Below are 16077 nucleotides of genomic sequence, written 5' to 3' on the forward strand. Positions count from 1 at the left end.
TCGGCGTTGAACAGCACGGTCGCGACGGTGAATGGAGAGGAACGACCAGATGGGAATGCAAGTGCAGGACGACCGGGAGTTCTGGCGCGCGGTGCTCGTCACCGGTGGATTCACCGCAATACCCCGGTGGACGCTCAATCCGGTAACCGGCGTCGGCGAACACGAAGCGACAGTTCCGGACGACGTCGTGGCAGCGTTGGGCCGGCTGAGCGAAGACCTGGCGGTGCCGCTCGACTCGGTGCTGCTGGCCGCGCACGCCAAGGTGCTCGCCGCGCTGTCCGGCGAGCACGAGGTCGCGACTGGCTACGTCCCGGCGGAGGGCAGCCCGCCCCTGCCCTGCCGGCTGACGACCGAACCCGACTCGTGGCGGACGCTGCTGCTGGACACCCATCGAGTCGCGTCAGATCTACGGGTGCACAAGAACTTTCCGGTCGATGAGCTCAGGCGCGAACTGGGCCTGGCCGAACCGTCGGTCGAGACCGTGTTCGATCCGCAGGGCGGGGGTGGCGAACTCGCCGGTGACACCGTGCTGTGGGTGGGATTTTCGCAACGCGACGGTCGGCTCGTGCTGCGGCTGCGGTACCGGACCGACGCGATCGACGCGGACTACGCCGTCAGGATCGCCGGATACCACCTCACCGCGCTCGCGCTGATCGCCGCCGATCCGGACGCCGAGCACAGGCGGCAGAGCCTGCTCTCCCCTGCGGAACTCCGCCTCCAGCTCGAAGGGCTCGCCGGTCCGCGCCGGGAACTCCCGGACCGCCGGTTCCACGAGTTGTTCGAGCAACGCGTGGCGGCACACCCGGACGCCGTCGCGGCGGTGCACGGTGAGCAGCAGCTGACGTATCGGGAACTCAACGCGCGTGCCAACCGGTTGGGACGGGCCCTGCTGGCGCGGGGGCTACGCCCCGAGGGTGTCGTCGCGGTGGTGACCGAGCGCAACCTGGACTGGATGGCCGCCGTGCTCGCGGTCTTCAAGGCCGGCGGCGTGTATCTGCCCATCGAGCCTCATTTCCCGGCCGATCGCCTCGCAACCATGCTCTCCCGTGCCGCATGCGAGCTCGTGCTGACCGAACCCGGCAGCACTTCCACGCTCGACCAGGCCCTCGACTCGCTGCCCGGGATCCAGAAGCTCTTCGTCGGTGCGGCCTACGAGGAGGACCATGCCGACGACGATCTGGGCCTCCGCGTCGCACCGGACCAGCTCGCCTACATCTATTTCACCTCGGGGTCCACCGGGGAGCCCAAGGGCGCCATGTGCGAGCACGCAGGCATGCTGAACCACCTCTACGCCAAGATCGACGACCTGGAGATCGGCGAGGGGCAGGTGGTCGCGCAGACCGCACCCCAGTGCTTCGACATCTCGCTGTGGCAACTGGTGTCCGGGCTCCTGGTCGGGGGGCGGACCCTGCTGGTGGAGCAGGAGGTGATCCTGGACGTCCGTCGGTTCGTCGACAAGATCATTGACGGCCGGGTCGCCGTCCTCCAGGTCGTGCCCTCCTACCTGGACGTCGTCGTGTCGTTTCTGAAGCAGCACCCCCGCGAGCTGCCGGACCTGCGGTACGTGTCGGTCACCGGCGAGGCGCTGAAAAAGGAGCTCACGCAGCGCTGGTTCGCCGCCCAACCCGGGATCAAGCTGGTCAACGCCTACGGGCTGACCGAGACCTCGGACGACACCAACCACGAAGTCATGGACCGCGCGCCCGACGGGGACCGGGTCCTGCTGGGTCCCGCGGTCAACAACGTGCACGTCTATGTCGTCGACGAGCACCTGGCCCCGGTGCCGCTCGGCGCCCCCGGTCTGATCGTCTTCTCCGGCGTCTGCGTCGGCCGCGGATACGTCAACGACCCCGAGCGCACCCGGCAGGCCTACCTGGCCGATCCGCACCGTGAGGGCGCCCGGCTCTACCGGGGTGGCGACTACGGCCGCTGGCAGCCCGAGGGCAGGCTGGAGTTCCTCGGCCGCCGGGACAACCAGGTGAAGATCCGTGGCTTCCGGATCGAGATCGGCGAGATCGAGAACACCCTGTTGCGGTTGCCCGGTGTGCGCGACGGTGCAGTGGTGGTCACCGAGCGGGCCGACCAGAGCAAGCACCTGGTGGCGTTCTACTCCGGTCGGCGGCCACTCGAGGAAGACGTCCTGCTGGTCCGGCTCGGTGAGTCACTGCCCGAATACATGGTCCCGTCGGCCTTCCACTGGCGGGAGAGTCTGCCACTGACGGCCAACAGCAAGATCGACAGGAAGACTTTGCAGGCGCTCGCCGGAGAACTCGGCCTCGTCCAGGACGACTACCGCGCGCCGCATACGCCGACCGAACAGCAGCTGGCGGCCGCATGGGCGAAGGTGCTCGGCATCCCGCAGAACCAGATCGGACGGCGGGACCATTTCTTCGACCGGGGCGGCACGTCGCTGTCGGCAGTGAAGCTGGCGATCACCCTGGACCGTGCGGTGTCCCTCAAGGACGTCACCCGTCACCCGATCCTTGCCGATCTGGCCGGGCTGGTCGACGGCAGGTCCGAGCTGCGCTCCGGGCGGTCCGGGCTGCTTCAGTCACTGTCGGAATCGGACGGTACGCAGGGCGCTGCCCTGGTGTGCTTCCCCTACGCCGGCGGCAACGCGGTGAACTTCCGGCCGATGGCCGGCGCGCTGCCGCGCGGCGGGCCGGCGGTCTACGCCGTCGAACTGCCCGGTCACGACGTGGCCGCAGGGAGCGGGCCGTTCGCCCCGATGGCACAGGTGGTCGAGCAGGTCGTTGTCGAGATCATCCGGCGTGGCCTAACCAGGGTCCTGCTCTGGGGCCACTCCTCGGGCGCCGCGTTGGCCCTGGAGACGGCCAGAGAGTTGCAGGAGCGCGGGGTGGACGTCCAGCGGGTGTTCCTCGGCGCGCAGCTGCTCGGCAACGCCGCCGACCGGCGCGCCGGCATCACCGAGCTGACCGGGCGCAGCGACGCCGAGATCACCGGCATGCTGAGCGCGGACGGTGGCTACCCCGAGCTCGGTGAGCTGGATGCACAGCACGCCGAGCACATCGGTGCCGCCTATCGGCACGACTGCGTATCCGCACACCGCTATTTCGCCGACGCCCTGGACAGCCCGCCGGCCCTGAAGCTGTCCGCGCCGGTCACCGTGGTCGTTGCCGCCGACGACCCGAGCACGGCGGAGTACCCGCGCCGGTACCGCGACTGGCAGCTCCTGGCCGAGCAGGTCGACCTGCACGAACTCGCCGACGGCGGCCACTACTTCCTGCGTACCCGTCCTACCGAGGCGGCACAGGCCGTGCTGCGCACCGCCGAACTGTTCGCTTCTTCCTGACCGGAAACTGAAAGGAAACCGAGATGTCTTCCCTGTCCACGGCGTCGCCGGTCGACGTCGAACTCGTACCCGGCAAACCTCCTCTCCTCCGGGCCGGGGCCACCGGCGACGCCCTGAGCTGGGTGGCCGAGCACCGGGACGCGCTGCGCGCTGTCGTCGCCGAGCACGGTTCGGTTCTGGTCCGCGGCCTCGGGCTGCGCGACGCGGACGGGACCGGCGCCGTCTTCTCGAGGCTGGCCACCCGTCTGATGACCGAGAAAGAGGTCTTCGCACCCCGACGGACCTACTCCGACGGCGTGTACTCCTCATCGACGTGGCCGCCGAACCAGCCGATGTGCATGCACCACGAACTGAGCTACACGCTTGAGTTCCCCGGCCTGATGATGTTCGCCTGTATCAGCGCACCCACCGACGGCGGGGCAACCGCGGTGGCCGACTCACCGACCGTACTCGACGCGCTGCCCGCCGACCTGACCGAGCGGTTCGAGCGGCAGGGCTGGCTGCTCACCCGCAGCTACAACGACGAGATCGGGGCGTCCGTCGCCGAGGCGTTCGGCACCGCGGACCGTGGCGCCGTCGAGAGCTACTGCCGCGCCAACGCGATCATGTTCGAGTGGCAGCCCGACGGCGGACTGCGCACCAGACAGCGCCGCAGCGCCGTGGTACGTCACCCGGTCACCGGCCGACGCTGCTGGTTCAACCAGATCGCGTTCCTCAACGAGTGGACGATGGCCCCCGAGGTGCGCGAGTACCTGGTGGACGTCTACGGCGCCGACGGGCTGCCGTTCAATACCCGCTTCGGCAACGGCGACCCCATCGACGAGGACGTCGTGCACCTGCTCAACAGCGTCTACGAGGCCAACACCGCACGCGAGCCGTGGCAGGCCGGCGACCTGATGCTCGTCGACAACGTCCGCACCGCGCACAGCAGGGAGCCCTTCGAAGGACCGCGCGAAGTGCTCGTCGGCATGGCCGACCCGGTGCATCTGGCCGACTGCTCGCCGACCGTCGAGGTGACCGCAGGATGACCACCACCGGTTCCACCGCCATGAAGTCCGCGATGTCTGCTCCGGTCACCGTGCCACCATTCGCCGTGATCTCCGGTGCCCAGGTCCAGCGCGCACTGCACGGGCGCGAGAAACAGATCGTGGAGTTGGTCGAGGCCACCTACCGGGTGCATGGCGCCGGTGACTCGGTGAATCCGCCGTCGTACTTCCTGCGCTTCCCGGACCGCCCGTCCTCCCGGATCATCGCGCTGCCCGCCTCGATCGGCGGCGAGGTGCGGGTGGACGGCCTGAAGTGGATCTCCAGCTTTCCGGAGAACGTGACGGCCGGCATCCCGAGGGCCTCGGCTGTGCTGATCCTCAACGACCATGCCACCGGCTACCCGTTCGCGTGTCTGGAAAGCTCGATCATCAGCGCCACCAGGACCGCAGCGTCGGCGGCGTCGGCGGCCGACTGGCTGAGCCGCGACCGGCCGCGACCGATGCGTGTCGGGTTCTTCGGGGTGGGCCTGATCGCCCGTTACATCCACACCTTCCTGGCCGGCACCGGCTGGTCGTTCGACGAGATCGGTGTGCACGACCTGTCCGCCGACAGCGCGGCGGGATTCCGGTGCTACCTGGAGCAGTCGGGCACCACCGGCCGGATCACCGTGCACGACAGCGCCGAACAGTTGATCCGACACAGCGACCTGGTGGTCTTCGCCACCGTCGCCGGCCAGCCGCATGTCAGCGACCTGTCCTGGTTCGCACACAATCCGCTGGTGCTGCACGTGTCGCTGCGCGACCTCGCGCCGGAGATCCTGCTCGCCTCGGCCAACATCGTCGATGACATCGAGCACTGCCTGAAGGCCGACACCTCGCCGCATCTGGCCGAGCAGCTCACGGGTAACCGGGAGTTCCTGCATGGCACGTTGGACGATGTGATGGCCGGGCGCGTGGCGGTGCCGGCGGGCCGGCCGGTGGTGTTCTCGCCCTTCGGCCTCGGGGTGCTCGACCTCGCGGTGGGCAAGGACGTCTACGACGAAGTGGTCCGCCGCGGAGAGTTGCGCGTCGTCGACGACTTCTTCCACGAACTGAGCCGGTACGGATGAGCGGACCCAGAGCCCAGGAGGCTAGTCCAGGACTCATCCCAGGAGAGATCGCGAGTCAAGTCGCCGCAGGTCAGGGCGTACGAGACAGCGACCGCTGACGCAGGGCCCCGTCCGGCCCGGCTCGACACCGGCTCCCGCCCGCAAGGGCGAGAAGCCCGCCCACGACCGGATGGACGTTCCGACAGTGCTCTGCTCCAGATAGAGGAGACCATCGTGCCCGTCGTATCCGTTCCCTACGCCTACAACGAAGAGGAGCTCTATGTCGACCTGCGGTCGATCTTCGGGCACCCACTCTTCCTGAAGTGCGAGGGCTTCAACTTCGCCGGCTCGATCAAGTTGAAGGCCGCGACCGAGATGGTGGAGTCCGCCGAGCGGGATGGAATCCTGACGCCTGAATCGATCCTGGTCGAGTCGTCGTCCGGAAACCTTGGCGTGGCGCTCAGCATCATCGCGGCAAGCAAGGGCTACCGGTTCCTGTGTGTGACGGACGCCCGCGGCAACCTGTCGACCAGGATGATGATGGAGGCGTTGGGCAGCCAGGTGCACATGATCGCCGGACAGGAGGCCAACGGCGGCTTTCTCGGCGCACGGATCGAGTACGTCCGCGCGCTGTGCGACTCCGACGACCGGTACGTGTGGCTCAGTCAGTACACCAATCCGAGCAACTGGAAGGCGCACTACCGCAGGACAGCGCCGGAGATCGCCCGCCAGTTCCCGCGGCTGGACGTGCTGTTCGTCGGGGCGGGCACCACCGGGACCCTGATGGGCTGTGCGCGCTACTTCCGGGAGTGGCACCGGCCGGTGCGGATCATCGCGGTGGACAGCGTCGGCTCGGTGTCCTTCGGCGGTTCACCGGGCCGCCGGATGATTCCCGGCCTGGGGATGAGCATGCGCCCGCCGCTGCTCGACGAGTCCTATGTGGATGAGGTGATACGTGTCGAGGAGGCGGACACCGTCCGTACCTGCCATCGTCTGGCCAGGCGCGGATTCCTGTTCGGCGGCTCCACCGGCACGGTGGTCAGCGGCGCAACGGACTGGCTGGCCCGGCATGACGCGCGCGATCTCACCGCGGTGGCCATCGGCCCGGACCTCGGCGAGCGGTACCTCGACACCATTTACCAGACCAACTGGCTCCAGGATCTGTACGGCGAGGACGTTCTCGGCTCCGACGAGGTGGCCGCCGGTTCCTGGGCAGCCTCCCCCGCGCCACCGACACGGTGGGACCCGGCTGCTGAGCCTGCAGACCGGCGACCTCAAGCCCGTGATCGCGCCGGGCAACGTCAAGGTTGATACAGGTCCGCACGGCCCGGCTGCTTCACCGGCCCGCGGTGAGGGTGTCGAGGAGGGCGGCGGTGAACTCCTTGGGTTTGTCGATGTGGACGGCGTGCCCGGCGTCGGGGACGGCGGTTTCGCGGACCAGTCCGCCCGTGGCGGCGTAGTGATCGAGTGCGTGGCGGGTCTGGGCGAGCATGGGTTGGGCAGGGCAGTGGTGGGTGCCGGGCCAGCCGGGGACGGCGCCGAGTGCACCGAGGTGGGCGAGGTCGAAGAGCGAGGTGTCGGAGATGATGACGTCGTCGGTGCCGCGGATCCAGCCGATGGGGGGTTTGGGGTCGATCCGGTGCAGGTCGTCAATACGGAAGTGAGTGGGGGCCATGGCGTTGAGGACACCTCGGGGGCCGGGGGCGGTGCCGGGCCAGTGGTCGCTAGGACGGGTGTCGCCGGGGTAGTGGTCGTCTCCGGTGCGGGTGGAGAGCATGGCGTCGACGAAGGCGTCTTCGAGCGCGGGTCGGAGCGGCGGTTTGACGTAGCTGGAGGCGAGGACGGCGCGGGGGGAGAGTGGTGAGTCCTCGCTGCGGTCGCCTTCGGCGAGGCGCTGGACGAATTCGGGGTTGACGGTGCCTGCGCCGGAGCCGGCGCCGTCGGGGTGGTTGAGCCGGCCGTTGGGGCCGTGGGTGCCACCGAAACCGTAGGGGGAGACGGGGTTGACGAGGGTGAGGCTGCGGACGGCAGTGGGGTGATCGCGGAGGTGTTGGAGAGCGATGCCACCGCCCATGCTCCAGCCGACGAGGTGGACGCGGTCGAGGGTGAGGGTGTCGCGTAGGGCGGTGAGGTCGTCGCTGTAGTCCCGGAGGCCGTGAGTGGCGTCAACAGGGAGGGGGTCGGTATCGCCGAAGCCGCGGAGGTCGACGGCGAGGGGGCGGTAGGAGTGGGGCAGGTCGAGCATGGTCTGCTGCCAGAAGGTGGCGGCGGAGACGTTGCCGTGGACGAAGAGGACGGGTTCGCCGGTCCGGTCGGGGAGTTCGAGGAGGTTGAGGGTGAGCCGGGGGGTGGTGATGCGTCGAGCGTGGATACCGGGGAGGAGTGCAGGCGGGGTCATGGTCCGTCCTTGGGAGTGGCAGGGTCAGCCGAGCCAGGCGGCGATCTGGGCGCAGGCGGAGGAGTGCCAGCCGAGTTGAAGGTGGTTGGCGGTGGTGATGAGTGCGGTGCCGGCAACGTTGGCGATGCCGGTGCGGTCGAGGGCACTGCTGACGAAGACCACGCCGTCGCTGGGGCCGCGGTTCTCGTTGTAGATGCCGAGGACATTGGGAGATCCGCCGGCGAGGAGGTAGGTGGCAACGGTGCCGGGGATGCCTGCGTTGTGGAGGGGAGTGATCAGGGAGCCGGCGTCGATGGCGGTCTGGATACCGCTGCCGGACGTATAGATGCCCTGGCCACCGTGGTAGGTGGTGTACCAGTCCTGTTGGGTCATGTCGATGCCGTAGGTGGCGTCCCAACGGGCGAGCATCTGGCGTTGTCCGGGATAGACGTCGTAGCCGTTGGTGGGGGCGAAGGCGAATTCAGGGTGGGCGGTGTAGGTGCCGTAGCAGGTCATGTAGAGGTGGGGCGAGGGGGCGTTGACGCTGCCGCCGCATTGAGGCCAGATGCTGAAGTCGTGGGCCCAGCCGTGGGCGTAGGGGTAGTCGTAGCCGCCGTTGGGGCCGCCGAGGGTGATGAGGCGCCGTACGTCTCCGGCGTAGGGGCGTCCCCAGCTGGGGCGCAGTGAGGAGACGTAGGCTCGGGTGGACATCTCCCCCTTGCTCCAGCCGACGAGGTCTACCTGGCTGACGCCGAGCCGGTCCTTGATGACGCCGATGGCGTCGCCGACCTGCTGGGCCTGCATCAGGTTGTCGCCCTGCTTATGGGCGAAGTTGACGGCGAAGACGCGGTAGCCGCGGGCGGCGAGGTACTGCATGAGTCCGGTGTTGGGGCAGGAGATGGTGCCGCAGCCGTAGCCACCGGCTTCGCCGGGGTTGGCCCAGGCGCGGTCGGCGTTGTCGTTGGCGCCGTGGACGAGGAGGACGGGAGTCGGGTGACTGCCGCTGTTCCAGCCGAGGGCGGAGTAGAGGAGGAAACGGCCGGAGTAGGGCTGCTTGGCGCCGCCGAAGAAGGTGCGTCGCTGGCCGTCCTGGTCGCCACGGCCGTCCGTGGGGTACTGCTCGGAACGGAAACCGCTGGTGGTGTCGAGGTAGCGGTCGACGCGGTCCCAGCCGTTGGCGACGGTGGTGTAGGTGGCCTCGAGAGTGAGGTATGCGGGTGGGGAGGCGTGGGCCGGTGTGGTGGCTGCTCCTAAACTCAGCAGTGTGAGAAGCAGGCCGAGCAGGGTGCTCGTTGCTCTGCGCATCGCGGCTCTCCCGTCCGGGTTGGGCTCGGTCGTCCAGGTCCGCCACGGTAGGACGGTGCAGGGGGCCTCCCCATGGGGTGGTCAGCCATAACTGCGGGTCAGGGTATGTGGTGTCGCCATGTGCTGGGGGATGCGCGGGCTCTGTTACAAGCCGTTGTCTTTCCGATCGTGCGGTCGTTCTGGATGGTCTTGGGGGGTTCAGTCCCACACGTCCCGGGCAAGCCCGTCTCTCCTCGATCGGCCGGACACAGGCGCGGGCGCAACGGTTCTGGTTCACCGGCATGATCCCGCTCGATCCGTTCGCGGTGTACGGCTCGATCAGCGTGCCCGAGGAGCAGTTCGCGGCGGTGCGGCGGAAGTGCGGGTGACATCGGTCCGACGTTCGCAGGCGCGGGTCTTGGTGTGCAGGACGGTCAGGCCGCCGGTGCGGGTGCGCTCGATGGAGACCGAGGTGGGAAAGGGCTTACTCACAACAGCCCCGCGCACGCCATCCTGCCCGCCACTTCCGCGCACGCCTCCGCGGGGCGCGGGTGCGGTGCGGCCAGCATGGGACTGCTTCCCCCGGTGTTCGCTTTTCCGGAGTAGGAGGCGAGCAATTCGTTCGGTCCTGTTTTGATCGAGACCTTGCGAGCGCCGTCGTCCTGCGTGCGCACCTCTGCCCATACTGCGGCACAGGAGGCGCTGTAGCGCAGCCTTACGGCAAAGGCGGCGTGGGTGACGGTGCTCTCGGTCCGCGCGTCCTGTTCGCAGCCGGAGCGGCTGGCGTAGTGCCCCTGGCAGGTCTCACCCCGGCACGACGCGGGCGACTCCCGCAGAGAGCGGCCGGTCGCCGGAGTGGGCAGGTACAGAGCACAGGCAGCGGGTACCAGTACGGCGACTGTGGCAGCCAGCACGATGACGACCTGCTCCAGTCGCCGGTTGCGGCCCGCGGGGGTCTTCGCCTGGGGTACGGGGGATGGCGTCGGCTCGGTCGATCGCGGTTCGGCATCGGCCCGGAACGCCGCTTCCCACAAGGTGAGGAGACAGGGCACGTCCACCCCTGCGAACGGCCCGAGTGACTCGATCGCCGTACGGGGCGGGAATTGATCACCATTGAGGTAGCGATGCCAGGCAGATTTGCTGTGGGCCGTGCGTGCAGCCAATCCCGCCAGACTCAGCCCGCTCCGCTGTTTGATGATGCGCAAATTCTCCACCAGAAGACGGGAATCAGGGCTGAGCGAGTCGGGCAAGGACTGCCAACGAGCCATCCTATTTCCTCCGTGCCGTGTTTGGGACGTCGCCGTCGCGAGACTCCCGCGCTGGTCGAGACCGCCAACTCATCCCGGACTCCGCAATGCATACCCTCGAAAAGAGACCGCCAATACACAGGGGATCCGAGACCGGGCCATGGATTTATCGGCACAGGTTCACAAATTCGTCAGACAATCGCCTTGTAGTAGATGGAGAATTCGCGGTCTCCAGATCGCCCCTGAGTGAAACCCAAGCACAGCCAGGGCCCACCTTCGCGAAGTACGGCCAATCCCTCGGGCTCACGCGGGTACAGCTGGGGAGCCGTACGGTCGAGCGACTGCACGACTCGGCCGGTTCGCCAATCGACACGGAACAGACGAGTGTTTCCGCCAGAGGACCGAGGATTCGCCGGGCCATACCCGGTACCGAGCATCTGGTACATGTAGTCGCCGTGCAAGGTCATGCCCTGGAAGGGCAGGCCCATGCGGGCGCCGCGCTGAGGGAAGCCGGCGAGAGGGCGGAAGTCCCGGGCGGCGAACCGGTCGAAGTCGTGCACCGCAAGGCGTGGTACGCCGCGTAGCTTGTACCGCAGCAGGAGTCTCCGGTTGGCCTGATCCACGGTCACGTAGTTGCTCGTCGAGCCGGGGACAGGCCGGTAGGTGGCAAGCCCTCTGCTGTCGCGGGTCAGTACGCGGCCGTCCGCGAAGCGGAATCGACAGATGCCGCGACCGTAGCCGGAGGCGGGATTGGCGTCCCACTCCGTCCACAATTCGCCGGAGCCACGCCGCGGGCCTTCGACGCCGAGTGCGACGCCGTGACCGAAGCCCTTGAGATACATGTAGCCGGTGAGAACACCGGCCATCGTGAGCCGGTTGACGCAGAGATCACCACGCGCCGCTCGCTCCGCATGACGGTATGCGCGCTTCTCGCCCGGAAGTTGGATGCCGCTCGGCACGACCTGGAGCGCGTAGACGTGCCCCTGCTGCTCGTCGAAAGCGAAGGACTGCAGTGCGGTGGCGTGGCGCAGTCGACCGTTGCGGATCCAGGGTTTCCCGGCTGCAGCCAGTGAGGTCCGCTCCGACGAGGACGGACCGGACGCTCTCTCGGCTTGTTGCGCCCAGGCCGACGGGACCGGGTTCGCGACCGCCAGGACGGCGCCGGTGCCGAGCCCGAGCAGGGTCCGGCGACTCGGATTGCCTTGGGGGGAAAGAAACATGGAGATTCCTTACTCGGGGCCCGAGGGCCCGCCCCGCGGAGTCTGCGGAGCGGGCCGGTCCTACCTGCTCAGCACCAGGGAACGGTGCCGCGGTTGCGGACGTAGCGGGCGGAGACGTAGCCCTTGTGGTCGGCGAGCTTGTACCAGCGGTTGTTGCCCAGGATGTTGATCCCGTGCTTCTTGCAGGCGAGAGTCACCGTGCTGCCGTGCCGCGCCCTGCCGATGACCCGGTAGTTGGTGCCCGGGCCTGAGCGAATGTTGAGGGGCAGGCGGTGAGTCACCAGGCGGCCCCTGACGCGAGCGGTGCGGCCCAAGCGCCTGTTCGGGTTCGTCGTATGCCGGTGGCTGGAGGTCGAGGGCTGCGGCGGCACGGAGTACCGGGCGGGCGCTGAGACCCGCGGGGACGGCGCGGGCTGTCCGGGGGTCTGGGGGATGCCGTCGGCCGCCACGGCCGCCGCAGGAAACAGGGCGAGCGTTGCCACGGCAGCCAGCAGGCCACGCTGTACGGTGCGTCGAATCATGGGAACCTCCTACGGGTTGAACTACGGGTTACGCCGGACTGCCCTGCCGGAGCGTGACCATCCGCACTCGGAACGTTTCCGGCGCGGGGCGCGGTGATGCTGTCCCCATGAGTTCCGGGAGGAACTGGGACGTCCCACTGACCCGCTGGAACGGCGCACCTCGCCCCCGTTGTGGCCCGAGGGGTTGGTAACTGCTCGCCGGTGAGTGTGCAGGAGGTTGAGTTAGCTCGATCGTGTGCTGGTTTGCCCGATGGCTTGCGGCACGCTGGGCCGACCGGGTTAACGTGATCCTGCGATCTGGGACGCCGGGTACGGCGCCAGCGTGCAGGGCCCCCGCTCCACCGGAGTGATGGCTTGGGGCCTCCCTGCCGCCACTGGCCGTACCCACCTGGCCAGGTCGCGCAGGGAACTGGCCTCCCGGGATCGGACCACGCACGGGATGCGTGTCGCCGCCCCGGGGTTGAGTACGCCGGGGACCAGTGCGCCCAAGACCGTTCGGGGCGTGCGGCTGAGTGGGCTCACTCCTGCTCAGTCTCCAGGAACGGTGCCGTAGGAGACTCTGATAAGAGGTCCGACTACCGCCCGGCCCGGCGCAACTCCCTGCCATTGCGGGCGGCAGGTCTGCATAGCATGGATGCGCGCGTGCGGCGCCGATGCCAGGAGCGAGGTCGTGGCGCCACGTACCCCCCGCCAGGTGGAGTTCCTGGACGCGCTTCCCGTGAGCGCCACCGGAAAGATCCTCAAACGGGAGCTACAAGCAGCCCCCTAGCCGCAAGCCCCCAAAACCCTCTGCGACGCAGCGGCCGGACAGGTTCTGCATACCCGACGCCGTGGTGTCACCGCTCAATGGAGTCCTCCTCCTCGACGGGCACGCCCACCGGGCGGCGGCCCGGCGGTTGTTGTGGCTCGGGGCGCACGGGTGCGGTCGGCACCCGGCGGTCCACCGGTGTGTCGGGAGTCAGGGGCGTGGGCTCCCCGTGATGCAGCACGACCAGCGGTTCGCCCTCCACCAGGCGGTACCGCGCATGGGACGGACCGATGTCCACCTTCAGCCTGCGGCCGCGTACCAGCAGCGTGAACGCCACCCTGGACAGCGCCTCCGGCAGGCGCGGTGCGAACGCCAGCAGGTTCTGCCTCCCGTCGTCTCCGGCGTACCGGCGCAAGCCTCCGAACCCGGCGATCAGCGCGATCCACGTGCCCGCGAGGGAGGCGATGTGGAGCCCGTCACGGGTGTTGTGCTCCAGATCGTCCAGGTCCATCGCCGCGGCCTCGCCGAGGTAAGCGTAGGCCAGGCGCAGATGCCCGGTCTCGGCGGCGAGCACCGCCTGGAAGCACGCCGACAGGGAGGAGTCACGGACGGTCAGGGCCTCGTAGTAGGCGAAGTTGCGTGCTTTCTGCTCGTCGGAGAAGAGATCCGGGCACTCCATCATCGCCAGCACCAGGTCGGCCTGCTTCACGACCTGCTTGCGGTACAGGTCGAAGTAGGGGTAGTGCAGCAGGAGCGGGTAGTTCTCGGGCGGGGTCGCCTCGAAGTCCCAGCGCTGGAAACTCGTGAAGCCGGCCGACTGCTCGTGGACGCCGAGCGCGTCGTTGTACAGCACCGCCATGCGGGCCGCGGCATCCCGCCATGCGGCGGTCTCCTCGTCGTCGACGTCGAGTTCCGCGGCGCGATCGGTATGACGCACGGCAGCGTCCGCGGCCGAGATCAGGTTCTGTCGGGCCATCAGGTTGGTGTACAGGTTGTCGCGGGTGATCGCGCTGTACTCGTCGGGGCCCGTGACCCCGTCGATGTGGAAGACGCCTTCCGCGTCGTGGTGTCCGAGCGAGCGCCACAGCCGGGCGGTGTTCACGAGGAGGTCGAGCCCCTCACCGCGTTCGAAGTCCTCGTCCCCGGTGACCGTGACGTACCGGTCGACGGCCGTCGCGATGGCGGCGTTGATGTGGAAGGCGGCCGTCCCGGCCGGCCAGTAGGCGGAACACTCGGCACCGTCGATCGTGCGCCAGGGGAACGCCGCTCCCGCGAGCCCCAGCTGACGGGCGCGTTCCCGCGCCGCCGGCAGCATCCGGTGACGCGCCCTCAGTGCCGATGCGACGGCCTCCGGAGCGGTGAACGTCAGCACCGGCAGCACATAGGACTCGGTGTCCCAGAAACAGTGCCCGTCGTACCCGGTTCCGGTCAAACCCTTGGCGGGAATCGCCCGATTCTCACCGCGGGCCGCCGCCTGGAGCACATGGAAAAGGGCGAACCGCACCGCCTGCTGGATGCGCGCGTTGCCCTCGACCTCGACGTCCGCGCCCGCCCAGAAGCGATCCAGGTACGCGCGCTGGGCCGCGGCCAGACCGTCCCAGCCGGTGCTGGCCGCGACCGCCACCGCCGCGTCCACCTGATCGTGCACGGCCGGCAGCGAACGCTCCCCCGACCAGCCGTAGGCCACGAACTTCACCAGCCGGAGCGGTTGCCCGGGCACCAGGTCCGCGGTCACCGTCAGGCGGCTGACGTCAGCCTCGCACTGCGTCGTCCAGCGGGTGGTCTTCGGCCCTTCGACGAGATGGTCCGCCGCTGCGGCCACCCGCAGCGCGCTGCGGTCGGTGCAGTGCACCAGCCGCAGCCGGGTGTCCTCCGCGAAGTGCTCCTCGGGCACCAGCGGTGACTCGATCGCCGCGGCCACGCGCGGATCGCCCTCGAATCGCGGCATCTGCGCGTTGGCGACGAGCTCGGACTGCACGGCCACCGTGGTCGGTCCGTCGACCGGCTCCACCTCGTAGACCACCGCGGCCACCGATCGCTGGGTGAAGGACACGAGCCGCCGCGAGGAGATCCGCACCGTACGACCGCCGGGTGAGGTCCACTCTGCGGTGCGGCTGAGGATGCCCGAGCGGAAGTCCAGGACCCGTTCGTGCGCGACGAGTCGGCCGTAGCGCAGATCGTACGGGTGGTCGTCGACCAGCAGCCGGATGATCTTGCCGTCGGTGACGTTGATCATCGTCTGGCCGGACTCGGGATATCCGTAGCCCGCTTCGGCGTAGGGCAGCGGATGCCGTTCGTAGACGCCGTTGAGGTATGCGCCGGGCAGACCGTGCGGCTCTCCCTCCTCGAGATTGCCGCGCCACCCGACGTGCCCGTTGGAGAGGGCGAAGACCGATTCGCTCTGCGCGAGCACGTCCAGGTTCAGCTCAGTCTCGCGCAGACACCATGGCTCGACCGTGAAGCTGGGGTGGGTGATCACCGTTCCTCCAGAAGGTCGGCCAGGTCACGGACCACCACATCGGCGCCGTGGGCTCGCAGTTGTTCCGCCTGGCCGACCCGGTCGACACCCACGACCACGCCGAAGCGTCCCGCCCGCCCGGCCTCGACGCCGGCGAGGGCGTCTTCGAACACCGCGGCCTCCCCCGGCTCCGTTCCGAGCCCTCGGGCCGCCTCCAGGTAGGTGTCCGGGGCGGGCTTGCCCCGCAGCCGACGCTCGTGGGCGACCACTCCGTCGATCCGCTCGTCGAACAGGTCCTCAATGCCGGCCGCTCTCAGGACGTCCCGGCAGTTCGCGCTCGACGACACCACCGCGCAGCGCAGGCCTGCCGCTCGCGCCGCGTGCAGGAACCGGACCGAGCCGTCGAAGGGTTCCACCCCCTCCTCGCGGATGCGGCGCAGCACCAGCTCGTTCTTCCGGTTGCCCAGGCCGTTCACCGTCTCCGCCTCCGGCGGGTCCCCCGGCGATCCCTCGGGCAGGTGCACCCCGCGTGCGGCGAGGAACGTGCGCACGCCGTCCTCACGGGGCCGCCCGTCCACGTACTCGTCGTAGTCGTCGACCTCGTCGAACGGCACGAACGCGGTCCCCTCGCGCGTCGCGCGCTCGCGGAGATACCCGTCGAACATCTCCTTCCAGGCGGCCGCGTGCACCTTCGCGGTCTGGGTGAGCACCCCGTCTAGGTCGAACAGGCAGGCACGGACGTGTGCAGGAAGCCCCAGCATGCCGTCGAGGCTAGGAGGTATGTGCGGACGGACGTGGTACATCACCGTCCGGCACGCCACAGGCCACTCGCTCG

Annotated in this window: 11 protein-coding genes; 4 read left to right on the plus strand and 7 right to left on the minus strand. The window is 68.9% G+C overall.

The window, feature by feature from the left end; translation table 11 throughout:
• Window positions 1–49 precede the first annotated feature (49 nt).
• From AB0N06_RS13645 to sbnA, 4 genes are all read left to right on the plus strand, one after another.
• A complete protein-coding gene (locus AB0N06_RS13645; protein ID WP_366134855.1) occupies window positions 50–3313 on the plus strand; it encodes an amino acid adenylation domain-containing protein in 3264 nt (1087 codons plus the stop codon).
• Window positions 3314–3336: 23 nt separating this feature from the next.
• Window positions 3337–4341 carry a TauD/TfdA family dioxygenase gene (locus tag AB0N06_RS13650; RefSeq protein WP_366134856.1) on the plus strand — a complete coding sequence of 335 codons (1005 nt, stop codon included), beginning with the start codon at window positions 3337–3339 and terminating at the stop codon, window positions 4339–4341.
• The gene (gene sbnB, locus AB0N06_RS13655; protein WP_366134857.1) at window positions 4338–5408 is read left to right on the plus strand and encodes a 2,3-diaminopropionate biosynthesis protein SbnB; all 1071 of its coding nucleotides are present in this window, start codon (window positions 4338–4340) and stop codon (window positions 5406–5408) included. Before AB0N06_RS13650 ends, sbnB begins: the two co-directional genes overlap by 4 nt.
• A gap of 213 nt (window positions 5409–5621) precedes the next feature.
• On the plus strand, window positions 5622–6698 hold the full coding sequence (gene sbnA / locus AB0N06_RS13660; protein WP_366134858.1) for a 2,3-diaminopropionate biosynthesis protein SbnA: 1077 nt from the start codon (window positions 5622–5624) through the stop codon (window positions 6696–6698).
• Window positions 6699–6723: 25 nt separating this feature from the next.
• Here the strand turns inward: sbnA and AB0N06_RS13665 are convergent, their stop codons facing one another.
• From AB0N06_RS13665 to AB0N06_RS13695, 7 genes are all read right to left on the minus strand, one after another.
• On the minus strand, window positions 6724–7785 hold the full coding sequence (locus tag AB0N06_RS13665) for an alpha/beta fold hydrolase (RefSeq protein ID WP_366134859.1): 1062 nt from the start codon (window positions 7783–7785) through the stop codon (window positions 6724–6726).
• Between the two features lie 24 nt (window positions 7786–7809).
• Window positions 7810–9069, minus strand: a complete 1260-nt coding sequence (locus tag AB0N06_RS13670) for a lipase (protein WP_366134860.1) — start codon at window positions 9067–9069, stop codon at window positions 7810–7812.
• Window positions 9070–9536: 467 nt separating this feature from the next.
• The gene (locus AB0N06_RS13675; RefSeq protein ID WP_366134861.1) at window positions 9537–10316 is read right to left on the minus strand and encodes a DUF2690 domain-containing protein; all 780 of its coding nucleotides are present in this window, start codon (window positions 10314–10316) and stop codon (window positions 9537–9539) included.
• Between the two features lie 170 nt (window positions 10317–10486).
• Window positions 10487–11515: a teichoic acid biosynthesis protein C gene (locus tag AB0N06_RS13680; protein WP_366134862.1), complete on the minus strand. Its 1029-nt coding sequence runs from the start codon at window positions 11513–11515 to the stop codon at window positions 10487–10489.
• Window positions 11516–11583: 68 nt separating this feature from the next.
• A complete protein-coding gene (locus tag AB0N06_RS13685) occupies window positions 11584–12036 on the minus strand; it encodes an SH3 domain-containing protein (protein WP_366134863.1) in 453 nt (150 codons plus the stop codon).
• Between the two features lie 836 nt (window positions 12037–12872).
• Window positions 12873–15263 (minus strand): glycosyl hydrolase family 65 protein, encoded by a 2391-nt coding sequence (locus AB0N06_RS13690; RefSeq protein ID WP_366134864.1) that lies wholly within the window; start codon window positions 15261–15263, stop codon window positions 12873–12875.
• Window positions 15260–16003 (minus strand): beta-phosphoglucomutase family hydrolase, encoded by a 744-nt coding sequence (locus AB0N06_RS13695; RefSeq protein ID WP_366134865.1) that lies wholly within the window; start codon window positions 16001–16003, stop codon window positions 15260–15262. Before AB0N06_RS13695 ends, AB0N06_RS13690 begins: the two co-directional genes overlap by 4 nt.
• Window positions 16004–16077: the final 74 nt, after the last annotated feature.

It is taken from the genome of Streptomyces sp. NPDC051020, assembly GCF_040683105.1.
In the GTDB taxonomy this organism is placed as follows: Bacteria; Actinomycetota; Actinomycetes; order Streptomycetales; family Streptomycetaceae; genus Streptomyces.